General features: G+C 45.5%; 20 protein-coding genes and 1 pseudogene. 6 read left to right on the forward strand and 15 right to left on the reverse strand.

Going from position 1 to position 21,855, the window contains the following annotated elements; all coding sequences use genetic code 11:
- Positions 1-111 precede the first annotated feature (111 nt).
- Positions 112-316, forward strand: a pseudogene (locus VP97_RS24505) (butanediol dehydrogenase); the annotation flags it as partial.
- An 89-nt stretch (positions 317-405) separates the two neighbouring features.
- Complete coding sequence (locus VP97_RS11045) at positions 406-822, forward strand: pyridoxamine 5'-phosphate oxidase family protein (protein WP_050181900.1); 417 nt, start codon at positions 406-408, stop codon at positions 820-822.
- A gap of 41 nt (positions 823-863) precedes the next feature.
- Here VP97_RS11045 and VP97_RS11050 read toward each other — a convergent pair whose 3' ends face one another.
- From VP97_RS11050 to VP97_RS11080, 7 genes are all read right to left on the reverse strand, one after another.
- On the reverse strand, positions 864-2,594 hold the full coding sequence (locus tag VP97_RS11050; protein ID WP_050181901.1) for an ABC transporter ATP-binding protein: 1,731 nt from the start codon (positions 2,592-2,594) through the stop codon (positions 864-866).
- The gene (locus VP97_RS11055) at positions 2,575-4,305 is read right to left on the reverse strand and encodes an ABC transporter ATP-binding protein (RefSeq protein ID WP_050181982.1); all 1,731 of its coding nucleotides are present in this window, start codon (positions 4,303-4,305) and stop codon (positions 2,575-2,577) included. Before VP97_RS11055 ends, VP97_RS11050 begins: the two co-directional genes overlap by 20 nt.
- A 172-nt stretch (positions 4,306-4,477) precedes the next feature.
- On the reverse strand, positions 4,478-4,873 hold the full coding sequence (locus VP97_RS11060) for a CotY/CotZ family spore coat protein (protein WP_050181902.1): 396 nt from the start codon (positions 4,871-4,873) through the stop codon (positions 4,478-4,480).
- Between the two features lie 310 nt (positions 4,874-5,183).
- The gene (locus VP97_RS11065) at positions 5,184-6,374 is read right to left on the reverse strand and encodes an MFS transporter (RefSeq protein WP_050181903.1); all 1,191 of its coding nucleotides are present in this window, start codon (positions 6,372-6,374) and stop codon (positions 5,184-5,186) included.
- Positions 6,367-6,795, reverse strand: coding sequence for a MarR family winged helix-turn-helix transcriptional regulator (locus tag VP97_RS11070; protein WP_050181904.1), 429 nt, complete (start codon positions 6,793-6,795; stop codon positions 6,367-6,369). The genes VP97_RS11065 and VP97_RS11070 overlap by 8 nt, the downstream gene beginning before the upstream one ends.
- A 108-nt stretch (positions 6,796-6,903) precedes the next feature.
- Entirely contained in the window at positions 6,904-7,821 is a 918-nt protein-coding gene (locus VP97_RS11075) for a diacylglycerol kinase (RefSeq protein WP_050181983.1), read from the reverse strand.
- A gap of 20 nt (positions 7,822-7,841) precedes the next feature.
- Positions 7,842-8,405 carry a thioredoxin family protein gene (locus VP97_RS11080; protein ID WP_050181905.1) on the reverse strand — a complete coding sequence of 188 codons (564 nt, stop codon included), beginning with the start codon at positions 8,403-8,405 and terminating at the stop codon, positions 7,842-7,844.
- Between the two features lie 167 nt (positions 8,406-8,572).
- Between VP97_RS11080 and argC the strand changes: the two genes are divergently transcribed.
- From argC to VP97_RS11100, 4 genes are all read left to right on the forward strand, one after another.
- Positions 8,573-9,610, forward strand: a complete 1,038-nt coding sequence (argC, locus tag VP97_RS11085) for an N-acetyl-gamma-glutamyl-phosphate reductase (RefSeq protein WP_050181906.1) — start codon at positions 8,573-8,575, stop codon at positions 9,608-9,610.
- Positions 9,611-9,622: 12 nt separating this feature from the next.
- Positions 9,623-10,387, forward strand: a complete 765-nt coding sequence (gene argB / locus VP97_RS11090) for an acetylglutamate kinase (protein WP_050181907.1) — start codon at positions 9,623-9,625, stop codon at positions 10,385-10,387.
- The gene (locus tag VP97_RS11095; RefSeq protein WP_050181908.1) at positions 10,384-11,523 is read left to right on the forward strand and encodes an acetylornithine transaminase; all 1,140 of its coding nucleotides are present in this window, start codon (positions 10,384-10,386) and stop codon (positions 11,521-11,523) included. The genes argB and VP97_RS11095 overlap by 4 nt, the downstream gene beginning before the upstream one ends.
- A 96-nt stretch (positions 11,524-11,619) precedes the next feature.
- Positions 11,620-11,835 carry a hypothetical protein gene (locus VP97_RS11100; protein ID WP_050181909.1) on the forward strand — a complete coding sequence of 72 codons (216 nt, stop codon included), beginning with the start codon at positions 11,620-11,622 and terminating at the stop codon, positions 11,833-11,835.
- Between the two features lie 86 nt (positions 11,836-11,921).
- On the opposite strand, the gene VP97_RS11105 is transcribed toward VP97_RS11100, so the two are convergent.
- The 8 genes from VP97_RS11105 to ligA all read right to left on the reverse strand — a co-directional run bounded on the left by VP97_RS11105 (position 11,922) and on the right by ligA (position 21,783).
- A complete protein-coding gene (locus tag VP97_RS11105; RefSeq protein WP_050181910.1) occupies positions 11,922-12,695 on the reverse strand; it encodes an alpha/beta hydrolase in 774 nt (257 codons plus the stop codon).
- 180 nt (positions 12,696-12,875) lie between these two features.
- Positions 12,876-14,303, reverse strand: coding sequence for an Asp-tRNA(Asn)/Glu-tRNA(Gln) amidotransferase subunit GatB (gene gatB / locus VP97_RS11110; protein ID WP_050181912.1), 1,428 nt, complete (start codon positions 14,301-14,303; stop codon positions 12,876-12,878).
- A 14-nt stretch (positions 14,304-14,317) separates the two neighbouring features.
- Positions 14,318-15,766: an Asp-tRNA(Asn)/Glu-tRNA(Gln) amidotransferase subunit GatA gene (gatA, locus tag VP97_RS11115; RefSeq protein WP_050181914.1), complete on the reverse strand. Its 1,449-nt coding sequence runs from the start codon at positions 15,764-15,766 to the stop codon at positions 14,318-14,320.
- 12 nt (positions 15,767-15,778) lie between these two features.
- Positions 15,779-16,069 (reverse strand): Asp-tRNA(Asn)/Glu-tRNA(Gln) amidotransferase subunit GatC, encoded by a 291-nt coding sequence (gene gatC, locus VP97_RS11120; protein ID WP_050181916.1) that lies wholly within the window; start codon positions 16,067-16,069, stop codon positions 15,779-15,781.
- Between the two features lie 167 nt (positions 16,070-16,236).
- Positions 16,237-17,526: an isocitrate lyase gene (gene aceA / locus VP97_RS11125; protein ID WP_050181918.1), complete on the reverse strand. Its 1,290-nt coding sequence runs from the start codon at positions 17,524-17,526 to the stop codon at positions 16,237-16,239.
- Between the two features lie 137 nt (positions 17,527-17,663).
- Positions 17,664-18,473, reverse strand: a complete 810-nt coding sequence (zupT, locus tag VP97_RS11130) for a zinc transporter ZupT (protein WP_050181921.1) — start codon at positions 18,471-18,473, stop codon at positions 17,664-17,666.
- A 118-nt stretch (positions 18,474-18,591) separates the two neighbouring features.
- Positions 18,592-19,761, reverse strand: coding sequence for a CamS family sex pheromone protein (locus VP97_RS11135; RefSeq protein ID WP_245629876.1), 1,170 nt, complete (start codon positions 19,759-19,761; stop codon positions 18,592-18,594).
- Positions 19,762-19,773: 12 nt separating this feature from the next.
- Positions 19,774-21,783 (reverse strand): NAD-dependent DNA ligase LigA, encoded by a 2,010-nt coding sequence (gene ligA, locus VP97_RS11140; protein ID WP_050181924.1) that lies wholly within the window; start codon positions 21,781-21,783, stop codon positions 19,774-19,776.
- Positions 21,784-21,855 lie beyond the last annotated feature (72 nt).

Raw genomic sequence — 21,855 nt, forward strand, 5'->3', positions numbered from 1 at the left:
CATTTCGTCAAGAGCGCAGCACCAGAAATAAACGGTGGGGTGAATGATAGTTTTACAAGGCAAACGTTTTTAGTTTCGTCTTTTTTGGTATAGTTTGTATTATAAATACTAAATGTTGTTTTGCAGGAACGGACTGTAAAAGGCATTATTGCATACCGTTATATTTTCCTGGCCGTTATGGAGCTAGGTTACTTTCAAGAGGAAAAGCTTGTAATAAAACTTATTTCACTTGATGATGTAGTAACAGAAGGGTTCGAAGCGTTGATGAAGGAAAAAAACAGTTGAAATTTTAGTTAAATTGCATTCTGAATCTTAAACAAAAGTAAGCACATCCGCCACGGATGTGCTTTTTTTGTTTAGAACTGCTGTAAAGTGGAATAGTACTTTACATAAGGAGTGATAAAAATGAGTTCATTAAAAGATCAAATTGTATCCATTATCGACAACAACCTTGTGGGGACGATGGCTACTATTCATGATAACAAGCCACGTTCACGCTATATGACTTTTTTTAATGACAATTTAACGCTGTATACAGCAACAAGCAAAGACACCCATAAAACAGAAGATGTAGAGCAAAATCCGTATACACATATCTTACTTGGCTATAATGGCGAAGGGATCGGCGATGAGTATGTGGAAATTGAAGGAAAAGTGCAAGAATCCGATGACGAAAGCTTAAAACAAAAAGTATGGAACGAACATTTAGAATCGTGGTTTGATGGACCGGAAGATCCAAAATTATTGATTTTGAAGATCACACCCGAGCAAATCCGTTTAATGAACAAAAAAGGACAGCCTCCACAAACATTGGAGCTGTGACCCAAACCCAAAAGCACCGCCTTCTAAAAAGGCGGTGCTTTTTATTGAGCAGCTGCTACTTCTTCGTACGAACCGATAGCCTCAATACAGCCATTTTTCAGCCGGATTACCTGGTCAGCGCGGCGGATTGTATTTAGCCGGTGGGCAATGACAAAGCTGGTCCGGCCCTTCATCAGCCGGCCCAGTGCTTCTTGAATGTGCAGCTCTGTAATAGTATCGATACTGCTGGTAGCTTCATCTAAAATGAGCAGAACCGGATCGGCCAAAATCGCCCGGGCGATGGCCAGAAGCTGACGCTGTCCCTGGCTGATTCCTGATCCATCCTGCCGCAGCATAGACTGATATCCCTCTGGCATTCTTTCAATGAATGAATGGGCATTTGCCTGTCTGGCAGCTTCTATTACTTCTTCGTCTGTCGCATCCAGTCTACCGTAGCGGATATTTTCCATGACGGTTTCCTCAAACAGGACCGTATCCTGCAGTACAAACCCCATTTGACTGCGAAGCGCGTTTCCACTTATCTCCCGGCTGTTTATACCGTCAAATAAAATACGGCCCTCATTTGGCTCATAAAACCGGGCAAGCAGGTTCATGATGGTGGTTTTACCGGACCCGGTTGGCCCGATCAAGGCAATCATGTCTCCTGGTGAAGCATGAAACGAAACATTGGATAGTATTTTTTTATCCGTATCATAGGAAAATGATACATTGTCAAAGGTGACTTCTCCCGCCAGAGGCGGAATCTTTCCTTCTCCTCTGTCTACAGCTTCATCCGTATCCATAATATCAAACACCCGCTCCGCACCGGCGACCGCTGACAGCATCGTATTGTATTGATTGGCAAGATCATTAAGCGGACGCGTAAACTGGCGGGCATATTCAGTAAAAATAACAATGGTTCCGACCGTCGCCTGCCCATTCAGTGCCAAAATACCTCCGACAAGCGCAATGACTGCAAAACCGGTGTTATTTAATACATTCATTAATTTTGGAATAAAGCCAGAGTACGCCTGTGCCATATAGCCCGCTTCACGCAGCCGTTCATTTTTTTCCATAAACTCATGAATCATTTCTTCTTCCCGTGAAAACATTTTAACAATATGCCGGCTTGAAATAGCTTCTTCAATAAATCCATTTAAATCACCGAGATGGCGCTGCTGCTCTTTAAATTTCGGTCCCGTCCGGCTGGTGATCCATTTCATTCCATAAAACATTAGCGGAATAATAAGCAGGGTAACAGCAGTCAGCAGCGGGCTTAAGTAAAGCATGACTGCGATAGACCCAGCCAGTGTTAAAAGTCCGGATGCTATCTGAATAATCGAGCTGTTTAGTGTACTGCTTATGTTATCAATATCGTTCGTCACACGACTCATCAGCTCGCCATGGCGGCGTTTATCAAAAAAAGAAATCGGCAGCTTATGAAAATGACGAAACAAATCATCACGAAGCTCATAAACCGTTTTTTGTGCAATTTCCACCATCCAGTAGTTTTGCAAAAAGCTGACCGCCGAATAGCCGATATACACGAGCGCCAAACCGGCGAGCAGCCCAATCAGCCCACGCTCATCTCCTGATGCAATATAATCATCAATGGCCTTTCCAGTTAAAAAAGGGCCGGCAAGAGCAAGTAGAGAGCTGAGCGCCACCATTACCATTGTCAGCAGCAGCTTTCCTTTTCGCTTCAACAGATAATGGCCGATCCGCTTTAGTGTGAGAGACATGTTGCCAATTTGCGGCTTTACGTCTCCATTATTATGACCCGGATGCTTCATGAATACCACCTCCTCTGCCCTGTGACTCCAGCAGGCGTCTGTATAAGCTGTTTTTACGTGCCAGTTCCCGGTGGGTACCGGAAGCAGCAATTTGGCCGTCTTCAATCATAAAAATGCAATCCGCCTGTTCGGCGGTCGACACTTTTTGCGTGACAATCAGCACCGTGCAGTTTTGCGAAGTAATCGCGTTGATTAGCGCTGCTTCCGTTTTTACATCCAGTGCACTCGTACTGTCATCCAGCAGTAAAATATCCGGCTGGCGGACCAGGGCCCGGGCAATGGACAAGCGCTGCTTCTGCCCGCCTGACAGTGTGACACCCTTTTGGCCAATAACAGTGTTGTACCCGTCTGGCAGTGAAAGGACTGTATCATGTATTTGGGCTTTTTGTGCGGCTTCGACTACCTCTTCATCAGTAGCATCCTTTTTTCCCCAGCGGATATTGTCAATAATTGATCCTGTAAACAAATGGGACTCCTGCGGCACAAAGCCAATTTGACGCCGGAGCTGCCTGACATCCATTTGGCTCACATCCCGCCCGCCAATGGCCACGCGGCCTTCTGAGGGCTCGTACAAGCGCGGAATCAAGGAAAGCAGCGCTGATTTCCCCGAGCCCGTTTCTCCTAAAATAGCGGCTATACTGCCGCGCTCAACTCGCATTGAAAGCGAATGGAGTACAGGTGTTTTACCGCCTGGATATGTGAAAGTGACGTTTTCTAAGAAAAGATCCCCTTCTGCCGGATAGGACTCTGTTACAGCCGGGAGCTGCTCCTGATCCACTGCGAGCACTTCGTTTATGCGAACAGCCGATGCCTTTCCGCGCGCAAAAGCAAGTGTAATAAATGTGAATATGGATAATGAAATAATAATCCGAGCCGCGTAGTTAATGACCGCGACAATTTCACCGGTGGTAGCCGTGCCATTTTGCATCTCCATAAAGCCAAGCCATAAAATAAAAAGAAGACCGCCATTCATAACAAGCATTAAAATGGGCACAATGCTTTCAAATGTGCGGATGACGCCAATTGTATCTTCCATTAGCGCCTTGCCGGCCCGCTCAAACCGGGATGTTTCGTACCGGCTGCGGACAAATGCCCTGATCAGCCGGATGCCCGTTAGGTTTTCGCGCATGACACTGTTTACTTTATCAAGCTTGATCTGTACACGGCGGAACATTCCTGCACCCCTGCGCATCATAAACAGCATAAAAAAGGTCATGAACGGCACCGTTACAAGCAGTACAAGCGCTAATTTAAAATGAACGAACAGTGCCATTGCTGTACCAAAAATGATCATAAGCGGTGCACGCAGCATAATGCGCAGACTCATAAACACGGCATTTTGCAGCTGGGTTACATCGTTTGTCATTCGCGTAATTAAAGTAGATGTGTCAAAGTGGCCATATTGGCCAAATGAAAAAGACTGCACTTTTTCAATTAATTTTTTCCGGATGTCAAATCCATAATTTTGACCAATCCGGGCGGCAATAAATGAATTGGTAATGCCGGCTGCAAAGGAAAACAGTGATAGACCGATCATAATGCTGCCCCAAAACAAAATCGAATTCACTTCTCCTGCCACAATACCGTCATCGATCATTTTCGCCATTAAAATTGGCAGCACAAGCTCAACTGCGAGCTCAAGCAGCATTAATCCCCAGGCAGCGGCCATTCTCAGACGATACGGCACTAACAAAGCCCAAACATGATTCATCCCCATTCCTTCTTCCAATTCTTTGTTTCCTTTAGTGTAGCAAACATAAAAAAAAATCGCTCCTTTCAAGGAGCATCCGTTGTGCTTGTCCGGCTAATGAAAAAAGAAACCTCCAGCCCGTTTAATGAACAGCCGGAGAAACTCTTTACCGTTTCGGTTCAATAAAGTTTTTTTAAATCATCAGTTCCATGTCCAAACATTGAATCGCGCTGATTCCTTCAATGCAGACGGTTACGCATAAATCAGTTCGCTCTAAAAAAGAAAGTTGGTGAAAGCAAACAGCTGTACCGCAGCTCACGTCCAATGGCTGGAGCAGCGAAAGAGTCACCGTTTTTCGCTTTTCATCTAGATGTTCAATACGGAAGTAATTTGTTGTAAACGGACGATCATCCTTCGATCCGACAGCTTCAAAGTACTCATCCCCTGTTTTCAGCATAATCGGAATAGTATCCGCATCAAATATTTTCGCCAGCAAGCTGCTGCAAATGTCTGTCTTCATTCCTTTTAATTGATCCTGCTGTTCTTTCAATATTTTAAGAAAAAAGCCAAGCCCCCTTCTACAGGTCATTCCCTCTCCTCCTCCAGCCCCTTTATATATAGCTTATTTCTTTTTTGATAAGAGGTGAAAGCCCATTTTTTATCCTGGCTAATTTTTGTAAACAACCGCCGGTTAAGTCGAATCTTTACCTGTTGCATCATCCACCCGTCGGCCCACATGTAAAAATGAGCATATACATTTTGTGAAGTGCCCGATATTTTACTTGGCCGATTGGTTTTTGCAAACTGTTTGTATCCAAAGCATTAATTTCCGATTTTCCCTTTTTATAAATAAAACAGCCTGCCATCATCGAATAAAACGATGCAGGCAGGCTGAAAGCTTATAATTGCGGAAAATGATCCGGGTCTTTTTTGCTTTTTTGTACGAAATAGTAAACGATCACACCAGCCAGCACATAAACCGCACTTGCCGCATAAAGCATTTTAAAGCCAAGGCCCGAGGCGGCAATGCCCATAATAAAGGAACCGAAGCCGATCCCAAGATCAAAGAGTGACAGAAACGTAGCAGTCGCCAGCGCTTTTTTCTCGGGGCGCGCCTTCGATATGGCGATCGTTTGGAATCCGGGAAATAAAGTACCCCAGCCAAGCCCGATCACTCCTGCTGCAACGAGGAAAAGCCCGGCTCCGCCTGCCTGGCTCAGCAAAAGAAGTCCTGCTGCAAATAAAACAATTGACGGGTATACAATAGCATTCGCCCCGTACCGGTCAAACCAGCGGCCGGTGAATGGACGTGACAGTACAATCACAATCGCGTACACCACAAAAAAGAACCCGGATACAGCACCAATCTGTAGCTCCTCGGCATAAACCGAAACAAATGATAAAATAGCTGAATAAACAACAGCAAAAAATGTGCCGGTTAGAGCAATCGGCAGGGAGGATTTTTCAATTAAATTCCCTGGTGAAAGATCCAGCTTAAACCGGCTGGCCGGCTGTCTGCTGTCCACCGTATCCTTTTTCATCGAAAAGCCGATTAACAGCGCAATCAATGCAACGGCAGCGCACACTGTAAAGCCCGCTTGAATATCCCACTTGTTCATAATCGCAAGGCCGGTGAATGGACCGATAGCCATCGCTAAATTCATGGACATCACATAGTAGCCCATTCCCTCTCCACGGCGCGAGTTTGGAATAATATCTGCTACAACAGCGCCAGCGGCAGTAGTCGCCATCCCAAAGCCGATACCGTGGAAAAAGCGGAGCACAAGCAGGGCAGCTAATCCATTCGTGAATGGATATAAAATAGATGCGATAAAAAAAATAACCAATGAAGCGATCAGCACCTTTTTTTTACCAAAGTGCTCCACCCATTGTCCAGAAACGAATCGAATCAAAATGGCTGAAATTAAAAAAACAGTCGTTGCCAGCCCTGCCTCGGTTTCTGAACCCTTCAATTCATGGAGTACATAAACGGGCAATGTTACAAGCAAAAAATAAAACGTCATAAATAAGAAAAAATTTGTTAATGAAATACCGATAAAACTTTTTGTCCATAGTGCTGGTTTATTCATGCAAATCCCCTTTCAATTTCCCAAGCCAATCGTAAAGTGCCAGTTGTACAAGCGTACGCTGTTCTTCCGGCACCCGCTCAAGCAGACGGTCATTCATTGACAAAACAGCCTGCTCCCACTCCGGATAGGCCTCACGTGCTTTCTCGGTTAAGTGAATCACTTTTATCCGCTTATCTTCACCCGGCACCTGCCGGATATACCCTTGCTTGGCAAGGCGCTGGATCGTCCGTGTCATAGGCGGTGCTTCAACGGCAAGATACTCACACAGCGCTGACTGCGGCATTGCTCCTTTTGTTTTCAATACAAATAAAACCGCCCATTGCGCACTGTAAAGCCCGAACGGCTGCAAGGTTTCATTTACCAGCTTGGTCAGCAAGCGCGACAGCTGATGAATCGTATGAAATAATCCGTGTGTTTCCATGCAATCCTCCAATTAGTTACTTAGGTAACTAATTGTATCATACCTTTTCGGCACACGAAATATATTACATAAAAAAAAGCTGCTTCGGTGATACCGAAGCAGCTTTCATTAATAAATTCGATCTTGCGGACGAAGCTTTTCAATAGGTGCAAATACATCAAGATGACGGTACAAGTTTTCGAAGTCAGCCGGGATTTCCCCACCGAGCTCTCCGTCAAGATTAATAAGCAGCGGATCCGCAGACTGAACGTGAATCCGCTTTGCTTTTGTATAAATAACATGAGGATCATTTAAATGATCTCCTCGAAGGGCCAGACTTGCAATCCGGATAAATTCTGCCAGATTGGTTTTCTTTAAAATAATGAGTGTAAACAATCCATCGTTAACCGATGAATCAGGGGCCAGCTTCTCAAAACCGCCGACAGAATTCGTGAGCCCAATCAGGAAAAGAAGAGACTCCCCTTCAAACACTTCACCGTCATATTCAATTCTGAGATCCGTTGGCTTGATCGAAGGAAGCATCTCGATGCCTTTTAAATAATAAGCGAGCTGCCCAAGCATTGTCTTCAGCTTGCTGGGTACTTCATACGTAAGCTCCGTTAAACGTCCGCCACCCGCAATATTAATGAAATAACGATCATTCATGCGCCCAACGTCTACCGGAATCGTTTCACCCGCTGTGATGACGTCAATGGCGCCTTGAATGTCACGCGGTATATGCAATGCACGGGCAAAGTCGTTTGTTGTACCCATGGGAATAACGCCAAATTTCGGGCGATGTTCTTGTCCGGCAAGGCCGTTCACCACTTCATTTAATGTTCCATCACCACCTGCGGCAATCACGACATCAAATTTCCGTTCCGAGGCAATTCGCGCCGCTTCGGTCGCATCCCCTTCCCCTGTCGTTGCATGCGCAGATGTTTCATACCCGGCTCTTTCAAGCTTTTCGAGCGCTTCCGGCAAATGCTTGCGGAAGAGCTCGCGTCCGGAGGTTGGATTGTAAATAATTCGTGCTCGTTTCGTCATCATTATCCCAGTCTTTCTGCTTAATATAATCGTTCCGCAAGTGTCGTTTTAAGGCTGCGGTATATCTCCTGCCAGATGGCCTCATCCGTCCGGTAGGTTTCAGTCAGCGCTTCGATCATATCGCGGCTTTTTTTCTCGAAATCTTCATGATCACGCGGTGGAAGTGATGAACGGTATTGCGTCACCATCTCCTGTACAGCGGGAGCACGCGGTCCCCATACCGCCTGTTCCGTTCCTTCTTCATCTATGAAAATAAAAATGGGAATTGCCCGCGATGTACCGTTTGTTAAATATTGGTCCATTAGTTCCAGGTTTTCATCACGATGCAGCATCCTGACGTCCATGTCCGCTGCTTTTGTCATGGCAAGCAAAATTGGTATATTTACCATGGCATCACCGCACCAGTCTTCCGTCAGGACAATAACACGCCAGTTAGCTTCTTTTACTTTATGAATAAGAGAAGCTTCTTCACTGGATAAATGAAAATTTTTTAATACATAAAGAAGATTTTCTTTATGCTTCGACATATTGTTTATATATTCTTCAGGTGTCAGTCCTTTTTCAAACCATTCCTGCAGATTCATTTTTCGTTCCTCCGTTGCGGATTTTCAAAACATCCTACCCTCCATTATGCACAAAAACTACCGATTTGACAAAATCGGTTGATTTCATACAGGTACAATTCTATAATAAAAAAGAATGAACTTATAATTATTAATAAATATAAATAAAAATACAAAGGAGTTTTCCTATGAAAGCATCAGTTATTGGCGCTTCCGGCTACGGAGGAATTGAACTTATACGTCTTTTATCCAATCATCCACAATTTGAGCTTCATGCTGTTTATTCATCCAGTAAAGATGGTGTCCCCGTCACAGAAGAATATCCGCATCTTGCCGAGATTTGCCCGCTTCCATTAACAAAGATCGATACAGAAGCAATCAAGCAGGAGTCAGACGTTGTATTTTTAGCTGTGCCATCCGGCGCTGCAGCCTCACTTGCTCCGAAGCTTGCAGGCGGACGGGCTAAAGTAGTTGATTTATCGGGCGATCTTCGTTTAAAAGAAACAGAAGATTATAAAAAATGGTACAAGAAAGAACCGGCACCAAAAGATTTTATCGCAGATGCCGTATACGGTCTGACAGAATGGAACCGTGAAAATATTAAAGCAGCGAAGGTTTTATCCAATCCAGGCTGTTACCCGACTGCGACGCTTTTAGGGCTTGCTCCCGCTGTGCAAAACGGTGTAATTGATATGAAAAATATTATTATTGATGCTAAATCCGGTGTATCGGGTGCTGGACGCGGCCTGTCTCCTCTTGTTCATTTTGCGGAAATGAATGATAACTTCCGTATTTACAAAGTAAATGAACATCAGCATATTCCTGAAATCGAACAGCAGCTTTCCTGGTGGAACGACGCTGCCGCTCCTATTACATTTTCTACACATCTTCTGCCAGTCTCACGCGGCATCATGGCAACGATGTATGCACCGCTCACACGTAGTATGACAACAGAAGAAGCACACGCTCTTTATGCCGACACGTACAAAAACGACCCGTTTGTGCGCGTCCGTCCAGTAAAGCAGTTCCCTGGCATTAAAGAAGTTGCTGGTTCGAATTTCTGTGATATTTCCGTTGATGTGGATACACGGACAAATCGCCTTGTGATTGTATCCGTGATCGACAATTTAGTAAAAGGGGCAGCGGGACAAGCCGTTCAAAATGCAAATATTATGTTTGGATTTGAGGAAACGGCCGGGCTTAAAGGCCTCCCGATGTATCCATAAAGGAGGAGAACAATGAAAACCGTAGTCGTAAAGTGCGGCGGCAGTGTTTTAAAAGAATTGTCGCAAAGCTTTTTTGACAGCATGAAGGCGTTGATTGCAGACGGATACAAAATTGTATTTGTTCATGGGGGCGGTCCGGAAATTAATGCTATGCTGGAAAAAATGGATGTAAAAAGTGAATTTAAAAACGGCCTGCGCGTTACATCAGAGGAAGTGCTTCAGGCGGCAGAGCTTGTTCTTTCTGGAAGCATGAATCGGAAGCTGGTTCGTATGCTTGCATCACAAGGTATTCCAGCTATCGGTGTACAGTCAAGCGATCAGGGGATTCTTGAGGCCGACTTTATCAACCAGGAAGAGCTCGGTTTTGTCGGCGACGTGACAGCTGTTAACAAAGAAGTGCTCCAGCTGTTCCTTGGAGCTGGCCTTCTTCCCGTTCTGACACCGATTGCGAAGGGACCGGACGGAACGGTGCTGAATGTAAATGCAGACCATGCGGCAGGTGCGGCTGCTTATGCTCTTGCAGCTGACCACCTTCTTATGGTGACAGACGTGCCCGGTGTTTTAAAAGATGGTGAACTAATTCCATCTCTCACTGCTTCCCAGACAAATGAGCTCATTGATTCTGGTGTTATCAGCGGCGGGATGATTCCAAAGGTTCATACCGCCTTGAAAGCACTCGAAAGCTGCGGACATGTTCATATTGTCTCCGGCAAGAAGCCGTTCTACGAAAACGAAACTTGGCATGGCACTTTATTTCAAAAGGAGGAAACGGTATGAGTCATTTATTTCCTACATACGCGAGATGGGATGTTACACCCGTCAAAGCAAAAGGCTCTTATTTAACAGCAAAAGACGGCAAGGACTATTTAGATTTTACATCTGGCATCAGCGTATGCAACCTTGGCCATGCACCGGATAATGTCAAAACAGCAGTTGAAGAGCAGTTAAACCAGTTCTGGCATACGTCAAATTTGTTTCAAATTGAGCTGCAGGAAGAAGTAGCAAAGCAGCTGGCAGATGCATCCGGGCTTGATCTTGTGTTTTTCGGAAACAGCGGCGCTGAAGCAAATGAAGCAGCTATAAAGCTCGCTCGCAAATCAACTGGCCGGACAAAAGTGATTACATTCGTTGATTCATTCCATGGCCGCACTTTTGCCACGATGGCGGCGACCGGACAGGACAAAATTAAAACCGGCTTCGGCCCGATGCTCGAATCATTTGAGTATGTGACGATGAATGATCTTGATTCCTTGACAGCTGCCCTTGATAACAATACAGCAGCTGTTATGTTTGAAGTGATTCAAGGTGAAGGCGGTATTAATGAAGGAAATGCAGACTTTTTAAAGAAAGCCGAAGAACTGGCTCATCAAAACGGCTCTCTTGTGATTATTGATGAAATCCAGACAGGAATCGGCCGTACCGGAAAGCCCTTTGCTTTTCAGCATATCGGCTTGAACCCGGATATTATCTCGGTTGCAAAAGGAATTGCAAGCGGCTTCCCTCTCGGTGCGATTATCGGTAAAGCGTCCCTTGCCGAAGCGTTCTCTGCTGGTTCACACGGCTCGACATTCGGCGGCAACCCGGTCGCGCTTGCAGCGGCCAAAGAAACATTGAACACCATTTTCGATGAATCCTTTTTAGCCGACGTGATGAAAAAAGGCGAACTGATTCACTCGCTGCTACAAGAAGCACTGGAAGAGAATCCTGCTTTTAAAAAGCTAAAGGGACGCGGCTTAATGGTAGGTATTGAGCTGAATGAAGAAGCGGGGCCGTTTTTAGCCAAAGCGCGTGAACAAAACCTGCTTATTTTAACAGCCGGAACCCACGTAATCCGCCTTCTTCCGCCTCTTACCGTAACAGAGGATGAAATTAAAACAGCTGTGAACGTGATTGCCAATATTTTAACCAATTAAAAAAGCGGTCTCCATCCGGAGACCGCTTTAGTGTATAGACAAAGTCTTTTGCTTTTAAAAGAGAGCCGATAAGTGAAGCCTGTCGGACTTCACTAAGTGGTGTTGCAGATCAACAAGCAAGGACTGATTAGACCTTTTCTCTTTTTTAAACTGAAAGATACGACATTGCTCGCTCCATACAATCTTGTCGCAAGCGACTTGGCGGCGGGAGGGCAGCGCAGACTCCTATGGGACGAGCGGGCAGCTGAGACCGGTGGAGCCGCAGGCGGAGTCGGGCTCAGCGCCTGCCCCATGGAAAGCGGAGCTGCCTGAACGCCGCTGATCCACTCCATTTATGTGCACGGTCATCTATATAATTTGCCTACAGTCTGAAGCGGTCTCCATCCGGAGACCGCTTTTTACAATACCTTTCGAAATGCCGACTGTTTTCGGATAGTTTCTTCAATAAATGCAGCGGCTTCTTCTACAATGCGTCCCGCATCATGATCCATGGTGGCTACATGGTAAGAATTCGGCAGCGTGACGATTTTCTTTTGCTTGGATGAAATCGCCTGGTAAATAAACGATGTATTCTCCGGCGGCACGACGTGATCTATTGCTGATTTAATGCAAAGCGCCGGAACGCGGACACGGTGCAGTACGCCCGGCACCTCTTTCATCAGCTTTTGAAGCTCGCGGACAGAAGCAACAGGCGCTTCCTCGTACGTGATTTCATGGACACCGTCTTTTTTTATATCCGGCGCTCCTTCCGGGATAAAACGAGGAGCCGGATCATGCTGCAAGTAATCAAGTGACGGCAATGTAAGAGCTGCATTAATCGTAATAATACCCTCAATATCCTGATGAGCGGCCGCAAATTTAAGCGTCAGTGTACCGCCCATGGACTGGCCCATTAAGAAAATACGCTTGCCGCGCTTTTTCAAAAAACGATAAGCATTTGAATAGCTATGATACCAATCTTCACGTGTACATGCTTCCATTTCCTCCTGGTGCGTGCCATGCCCCTTCAGCCGTGGAGCAATAACCGAAAAACCTTTTTGGTTCAACGCTTCTGCTACCGCCTGGACACTTTGCGGCGTACCAATAAATCCATGGGAAAGAACGATACCGATTTCGTTTCCTTCTAAATAAAATGATTCAGCACCTGGGATAACAGTATATTCTTCGCTCATGATCCGGCCTCCGTTTAATTCCGATTATTTTTATAAGATATATATACTTTAAAGGATCTTATCCGACAAGTCAAGTTGGAATTAACCCAAAAAGAAAGCCATTCTTTTGAAAATACAGCTAAATTCCATATAAAAATGGCGCGATTGAACTCCAATCGCGCCATTCTGTCTGATCAATTATTATCTTTTTTGAATTTCTTCTGCAAGCAGCTTATTGATCGCCTGCGGATTCGCCTGTCCTTTGGACGCTTTCATAATTTGTCCAACAAGGAAGCCGATCGCTTTTTTCTTGCCTTCTTTAAAGTCAGCAATAGACTGCGGGTTCGCGTCTAAAGCGTCGTTTACAAATTTTAAAAGCGCTGATTCGTCAGAAATTTGCACAAGGCCTTTTTCTTTTACAATCGCTTCGGCATCGCCGCCGTTTTCAATAATTTCTTTAAATACGGTTTTAGCAATTTTAGAAGAGATGGTTCCTTCTTCAAGCAATTTGATCATGCCAGCAAGGTTCTCTGGTGTCAGCTTCGTTTGAGCCAGCTCTTTGTTCTCTGCATTCAAGTACGCCGGCACTTCGCCCATCATCCAGTTGGAAGCAAGTTTTGCGGCTGCACCGGCTGCTACTGTTGCTTCAAAGAAATCAGCAATTTCCTTTGACATCGTCAAAATTTTCGCGTCATGTGCTGGCAGTCCAAGCTCTTCCATATAACGCTTTTTGCGTGCATCTGGAAGCTCTGGAATCGATGCGCGGACACGTTCTTTCCATTCGTCGTCAATGTAAACTGGAAGCAGATCCGGTTCTGGGAAGTAACGGTAGTCATCTGATCCTTCTTTTACACGCATCAAAATGGTTTTGCCTGTTGATTCATCAAAGCGGCGTGTTTCCTGCTCTACTTTTCCGCCTGAAGATATAACCTCTGCCTGGCGTTTTTCTTCATACTCAAGCCCTTTGCGCACAAAGTTAAAAGAGTTTAAGTTTTTCAATTCTGTTCTGGTTCCAAATTCATCCTGTCCAAATGGGCGGATTGAAATGTTCGCGTCACAGCGAAGCGATCCCTCTTCCATTTTACAGTCGGATACTTCTGTGTACTGGATGATCGCTTTTAATTTTTCCAAGAATGCATACGCTTCTTCTGGCGTGCGGATATCCGGCTCTGATACGATTTCTACAAGCGGTGTTCCCTGACGGTTGTAATCGCAAAGGGAATGCTTGCCGGCATGCGTCAGCTTACCCGCATCTTCTTCTAAATGAAGACGCGTGATGCCGATGCGTTTCGTTTCACCGTTTACTTCGATTTCGACCCAGCCGTGTTCGCCGATCGGCTTATCATTTTGTGATATCTGGTACGCTTTCGGATTGTCTGGATAAAAATAATTTTTCCGGTCCCAAATGGATTCCTCAGCGATTTCGCAATTGATGGCCATAGCCGCTTTCATGGCAAATTCAACCGCTTTGTTATTCATCACCGGTAAAACGCCCGGATATCCAAGGTCAATCACTGTTGTATTTGTATTTGGCTCCGCACCGAAATGGGCCGGGGCCGATGAAAAGATTTTCGAGTTTGTTTTTAATTCAACGTGGACTTCAAGTCCGATTACCGTTTCAAATTGCACAGGTGGTCCCTCCTTTACAGCTTCGGCTTTTCTTTATGGAAATCAGTTGCCTGCTCGTACGCATGGGCAACACGGTATACGTTCTTTTCATCAAAGTGGCGTCCAATAATCTGCAGGCCAAGCGGCAAACCGTTTTCTGCAAATCCGCAAGGAACAGAAATACCCGGCACCCCTGCAAGGTTTACTGGGATCGTTAAAATATCATTTGCATACATTGTTAACGGATCATCAATGATTTCCCCGATTTTAAACGCCGGTGTTGGTGTTGTTGGGCCAATGATGACGTCGTAGTTTTCAAGCACATCTTCAAAATCTTTTTTAATCAGCGTGCGAACCTGCTGCGCTTTCTTATAGTACGCATCATAATAGCCTGAGCTTAACGCAAATGTACCAAGCATGATACGGCGTTTTACTTCGTCACCGAATCCTTCTGCACGTGTTTTTTTGTACAAATCGATTAAGTTTTCTGCACCTTCTGCGCGGTAACCGTAGCGGATACCGTCAAAACGGGCCAGGTTGGATGATGCTTCTGATGACGCCAGCAGGTAGTACGTGGCCACACCGTATTTTGAATGCGGAAGAGATACTTCTTCCCACGTAGCACCGAGACCTTCCAACACTTTCAGCGCTGCAAGAACAGACTGTCTTACCTCTTCTGAAACACCTTCTCCAAGGTATTCTTTCGGTACCGCAATGCGCAGGCCTTTAATGTCGCCTGTTAACCCGGCAGCAAAGTTTTCAGCCGGCACATTCGCAGAGGTTGAATCGTACGGATCAACCCCGACAATCGCTTCTAAAAGGTGTGCATTGTCTTCTACGTTGCGTGTAATCGGCCCAATCTGGTCAAGAGACGATGCAAAAGCAATCAAACCAAAGCGGGATACACGTCCGTATGTAGGTTTCATGCCGACTACACCACAGAAAGAAGCCGGCTGGCGAATCGAGCCGCCTGTATCCGAGCCAAGTGAAAACGGTACTTCGCCTGCTGCAACAGCCGCAGCCGAGCCGCCTGATGAACCGCCTGGCACGTGAGCTAAATTCCATGGGTTGCGTGTTTTTTGGAAGCTTGAGTTTTCAGTTGATGACCCCATTGCAAATTCATCCATGTTCAATTTGCCGACAGTGATCGTTCCTGCTTCGCGAAGCTTATTGACCACAGTCGCGTCGTAAATCGGGTCAAAATTGTGAAGGATTTGGCTGGCAGCAGTTGTGCGGAGGCCTTTTGTCACAATATTGTCTTTTACGCCAATCGGAATCCCTGATAAAATACCGGTTTTCCCTGCAGCCTGCGCTTCTTCCGCCTGCTTGCGGGCATGCTCTTCATCTAATGCAAGAAATGCTTTTACATCTCCGTCTACAGCGGCGATGCGCTTGAATGATTCATCCACGAGATCCGGAATTGATACTTCTTTTCTTTCGATCATCGATTGAATCTCGGTTAATTTGTGATCAAATAATGACACGGTCTCTCCTCCTTACTCAATAATAGACGGAACCCGAATTTGGCCGTCCTGCTGATCCGGTGCATTTTTCAATACTTCTTCCCGGTCAAGTCCCGGTGCTGATTCGTCTTTTCGCAATACATTCTTCATATTTAAAACGTGTGATGTCGGCTGCACGTTTGATGTATCGAGTTCATTCAGCTGCTCGGCAAATGTAATGATTGCATCGAGCTGTTCTGTAAATGTATGCACTTCTTCATCTGTAACGGCAAGGCGTGCCAAATGGGCCACGTGCCGGACTTGTTCTTCTGAAATTCGCGTCAATGGAATCCACCTCCGTAAAAAATTTGTACGCTGTTAATTGCACAAAGTTTATTTTACCACGATTTCAGTCTGCGTGAACAAAAAGAAGAACCGCCCTTCAAAATGAAGACGGCCCTCATCTATTTCGCATCCCCCAATGCAAGACAGATCCCTTTGTTCGTATCCGGTTAGTTTATCTGGAATTGTTCTTCTTCTGTTGACCCTTTCAGTGCAGTCGTTGAAGACTGGCCTCCTGTTACGGTCATCGACACGGCATCAAAATAGCCTGTCCCTACTTCACGCTGATGACGAGTTGCTGTGTAGCCTTTCTTTTCGGCAGCAAATTCTGCCTGCTGAAGCTCCGAGTAAGCACCCATACCGCGCGTCTTGTATTCATTCGCAAGCTGGAACATACTGTAATTTAACGTATGAAAGCCTGCAAGTGTAACAAATTGGAATTTGTAACCCATCTTTCCCAGTTCCACTTGGTATTTTTCAATTGTTTTATCATCGAGTTTCGCTTTCCAATTAAAGGAAGGTGAGCAGTTGTACGCAAGCAATTTGCCAGGGAATTTTTCATGAATCGCATCCGCAAAACGCTGTGCATCCTCCAAATTCGGCTCAGATGTTTCGCACCAAATCATATCCGCGTATGGCGCGTACGCCAGGCCCCTTGCAATCGCCTGATTGAGCCCTGCCTTTGTCCGGAAGAAACCTTCTGACGTACGTTCACCAGTTAGGAACCTGGCATCTACAGGATCAATGTCGCTGGTGATTAAGTCAGCCGTGTCCGCATCTGTACGGGCAATAATGATGGTCGGTGTTCCCATAACATCAGCTGCAAGACGGGCTGCAATCAAGTTTTTCACTGCTACTTGAGTAGGAAGCAATACTTTCCCGCCCAAATGACCGCATTTTTTCTCAGAAGAAAGCTGATCTTCAAAGTGTACGGCGGAGGCACCCGATTCAATCATGCCTTTCATAAGCTCAAATACGTTTAGCTGTCCCCCAAATCCAGCTTCTGCATCGGCTACGATTGGCGCGAAATAATCGATTGACTCATCCCCTTCCATATGAGCAATCTGATCCGCGCGCTGAAGTGCCTGGTTAATTCGTTTGACTACACTCGGCACGCTGTTTGCCGGGTATAAGCTTTGATCCGGATACATATGGCCAGAAAGATTGGCATCAGCTGCAACCTGCCAGCCACTTAAATAAATCGCTTTCAATCCAGCTTTTACTTGTTGTACTGCCTGATTTCCAGTCAAGGCACCGAGTGCGTTTACAAATCCCTCTTCGTTAATCAGACTCCATAGTTTGTCAGCACCGCGTTTAGCCAGTGTATGCTCAATATCAATAGAGCCGCGAAGCTTGATTACTTCTTCTGCTGAATACGGACGTTCAATGCCTTTCCATCTTGCTTCGTCTTGCCATAATTGCTGAAGTTGATTTACCCGTTCTTGATCCGTTTTCCCCATTTTAAAACATCCCCTTTGTTATAAAACAGATTGTTTAATACACTTTGTATTATATAACAGATTTTCCAGGTTGCCAACTACTTTTTAAAAAATTCAAAAAATAAAACCGGAAGAATAAACTCCTCCGGTTTTTCATTTTATAAAAGAAGCAGCAAACTCAAAGCCATAACTGCCATCCCTGCTACTAATCCATAAATAGCCATATGGGTTTGATCGTACTTTTGGGCGGCTGGCAGCAATTCATCCAGCGAAATAAAAACCATGATACCAGCGACACCGGCAAAAATAATGCCGAACATCGTATCTGTTAAATAAGGCATTAGGATAACCCAGGCGACCAATGCGCCGACCGGCTCTGATAAGCCTGATAAAAAAGACCATTGAAAAGCTTTTTTCCGATTCCCTGTTGCAAAATAAAGCGGAACAGCGACCGCAATACCTTCAGGGATATTGTGAATGGCAACTGCTGCTGCAATGGCAATGCCGAGACTTGGATCTTGAAGAGCGGAAGTAAATGTGGCGATCCCTTCCGGAAAATTATGAATAGCAATTGCTAGTGCTGTAAACATCCCCATCTTTTTTAGTTTCGCGTATTCATCCCGCTCCGGCTCCCGGTGAAATTCTTCTACCGTTTTGGTTTCATGAGGATTTTCTGTTGAAGGAATAAACTTGTCGATAACAGCGATCAAAAGGATACCACCAAAAAAGCCGATCACTGTCAGCCAATAGCCCGTCTTGTCTCCATGTTCTAAAACAAGTGCGTCTTTCGCTTTCACAAAAATTTCAATCATCGATACATAAATCATAACCCCAGCTGAAAATCCGAGCGCCCAAGCGAGAAACTTTGTGTTTGTACGCGATGTAAAAAATGCCAGCGCACTTCCAATACCCGTTGCGAGACCAGCCAACAGTGTTAAGCTGAACGCGAGCCATACATTCCCGTCCATATGCGCCCTCCTTTGTTTTTTTTATTAGTGTATGACAGAAGTTGCTTATATGCAACTTTTTTTGTTTAGGCAAATAAAAAAGCTTGAATTCAACCATGTGGATGAATTCAAGCTTTTTTTATTCGTAAATATGAACATAAGGCTCTTCCGCATTCGCTTCCTTCACAATAAGTGCTTCCGGACCGCCCGTAGAAGTAATGCTTACTTCTACCGGAATATAAGCTGGAAAATGTTCCATCACAAGGCCGGTTACATACTGCGTAAAGCCAATTGCTTCCGCTTTTCCGTAAAACTGAATGGGAATCTCAACTTTCAAGCTTGTAAGCTCTTCCCCGCTGTAAAGCCCACGTCCAATCACACCATTTGTGCTGTCAAAATACGATTCAATATCCTGTTTAAAGTTCGCAAAATACGTAGAATCCTCACGGTGGTCTTCTTCCGCCGAGCTGGATGGGAACAAGACATACTTTTCATTCATAGCTTTCCAGTCAGACGTGTCTGCATCTCCTGGGTCCAGATGCGTATAAGCAATAAAATTGCCCGCCGTCACTGAGTTTTGTGGTGCCTGCTTGAACAGGGCAATGGTGATCGGAATATTTTTGGTTTTATCCATCTCGCGAAGCCGGGCAGCTACCTCTGCGGCGATTCTTTTTCCCTCTTTTTCAATCGTTTCATCTTTCATTTTAAATTCATACTGTGCACCGTACTCTTCTTTTTGATAATAATGAACAGAATTCAGCGCAAGCCCAATGACCATGCCATCAAGCTGCAGTGAATTATCTTCTTTTTTTGTTAAATAATCCTGCTCCATAATATGTGCCAGATAAATCGGTGCTCTTTCATTTCGTTCATCAACTGAACCTTCTCCTGTATCAATTGGATTCAAGCCAAGGTTTTTATCTGCTGTTAGTTCATTTTCTTTCAGCTGTGCATCTGTATACTTTCGGCTCAGCCACGATCTGATCACATCTTCCTCGAGCACCTGTCCCTCTTGAAAGAGAAACTTCTCTGGCGAAAAGCTTTCCTGGGCAATACGCATCAGCCCCGTTTCAAATTCAACGATATCATAGCGCGTGTTTAAGTTAGATACGACAAGGCCGCGTGCCTTGCCCGGCTCGAACGGTACGATTGTCCGATAAAAGTTTTCTGAGATTTGGTACGTTGGAATAACCGCTGTTTTTTCATCCCCATTTTCCTGCGTTACTTCATCATTGTTCTGCAGCGCCGGTGCACACCCGCCTACAAGCAGCATGGCGGATACCGCCGCCAGAACCCATTTCTTTTTCAAAAAAGCCACCTCTTATTTTGTAAGTTCATCCATGAATCGTTGCTCATCCCAAACGTCAATACTGAGTTTTTCTGCTTTTTCAAGCTTGGACCCTGCTTCTTCCCCTGCAATAACAAGATCTGTTTTTTTACTTACACTGCCGGTCACACTGCCGCCGAGCGCTTCAATCCGCTCTTTTGCTTCATTGCGTGTCAGCTGTGTCAGCTTCCCGGTCAGCACAACTGTTTTACCCGCAAATGGTGACTCTCCTTTTGCGATTACCGGTTGGACCGGACCTTCATATGACATGTTAACGCCTGCAGCTTCTAGTTTTTTCATAAGCTCTGCTACTTCCGGCTGCTTGAAATAAAGCACAACCGCATCAGCCATCTTACTTCCAATTTCGTGAACCGCTGTTAATTCTTCTTCTGACACTTTTTTCAAGCGATCCATCGTACTAAATTCCATTGCCAGTGTTCTCGCAGCTTTTGCACCCACATGACGAATGCCAAGGCCAAACAACAAGCGCTCAAGTGAACGGCTTTTAGAAGCTTCAATGGCAGACAGTAGGTTATCCACCGATTTTTCTCCCATTCGCTCAAGCTCAAGTAAGTCCTCACGCTTCAGCGTATATAAATCGGCCACATCTTTAATCAGCTTTTCCCGGTATAGCTGTGCAATTACTTTTTCTCCAAGCCCATCAATATTCATTGCATTGCGTGACACAAAGTGCGTCAGCCCCTCGCGAATTTGTGCCGGGCACTGTGGGTTCATACAGCGAAGTGCTACTTCTTCTTCAAGACGGACCAGCTCACTGCTGCATTCTGGGCATGTATCCGGCATGCGAAATTCCTTCTCCTCACCGGTACGGCGGTCGGCCAGCACACTAACAACCTCCGGAATAATATCGCCCGCTTTTTTCACGACCACCATATCGCCGATTCGAATGTCTTTTTCCCGAATCAAATCTTCATTATGAAGAGAAGCACGTCCAACTGTCGTTCCCGCTACTCGAACTGGCTGCAAAATCGCTGTTGGCGTCACCACTCCGGTGCGTCCTACACTCAGTGTAATGTCAACAAGCTTTGTGACAACTTCCTCTGCCGGAAATTTAAAAGCAGTAGCCCAGCGCGGACTTTTCGCCGTAAATCCAAGCTCGTCCTGCTGATCAAGCGAATTAACCTTAATCACGATTCCGTCAATTTCATATGGAAGCTGATTCCTTTTTTCGGATTGTTCCTTCACATAAGAAATAACTTCTTCAATCGTTTTGCAGACGCGCCGTTCTTTATTTGTTTTAAAACCAAGTGTATCCAGCAGGTCCAGCCCTTCGCTATGTGCGCTGATGCCGAGCGGCCCTGGATTGGCAATACCGTATAGGAAAATGTCCAAATTCCGTGAAGCCGCAATGCGCGGATCCAACTGACGAAGAGAACCGGCCGCCGCATTGCGCGGGTTCGCAAACGGCTCTTCCCCTTTTTCATCGCGAATCGCATTAAGGGCGATAAACGACTGCTTCGGCATAAAAGCTTCACCGCGTACTTCCATGGTAAGCGACCTGGACAGCCGAAGCGGTATCGAATGAATCGTTTTTAAATTTGCCGTAATATCTTCGCCTGTCGTGCCATCGCCGCGTGTAGCTCCCTGTACAAACATGCCATTCTCATATTTAAGTGCCACAGCCAGTCCATCAATTTTCAGCTCACATACATAGGAGTAGTCCGTGTGGCCGACAAGCTGCCCGACACGGCGGTCAAAATCATATAAATCTGCTTCGTTAAACGCATTCCCGAGACTAAGCATCGGTGTATCATGACGGACTTTTTGAAAAGCATCGAGAACAGCACCGCCGACACGCTGCGTCGGTGAGTCCGGTGTCTGCAGCTGCGGAAATTGTGCTTCAATGTCATTCAGCTCTTTTAACAGCCGGTCGTATTCTGAATCAGGCACAGAAGGCTGGTCCATCACATAATATTCATAGCTGTATTTATTCAGCGTGTCATGCAGCTCCTTTACACGCTGTTCGGCTGTTTTTATATCCATATACAATCTCCTTCCCCAGGTCCACAAGCTGTGGTTACAAAAGCGCTGCCGCAGAACGCGGCTTGTTTAGCT

Origin of the sequence: Domibacillus robiginosus (genome assembly GCF_000966195.1) — a bacterium.
In the GTDB taxonomy this organism is placed as follows: domain Bacteria; phylum Bacillota; class Bacilli; order Bacillales; family Domibacillaceae; genus Domibacillus; species Domibacillus robiginosus.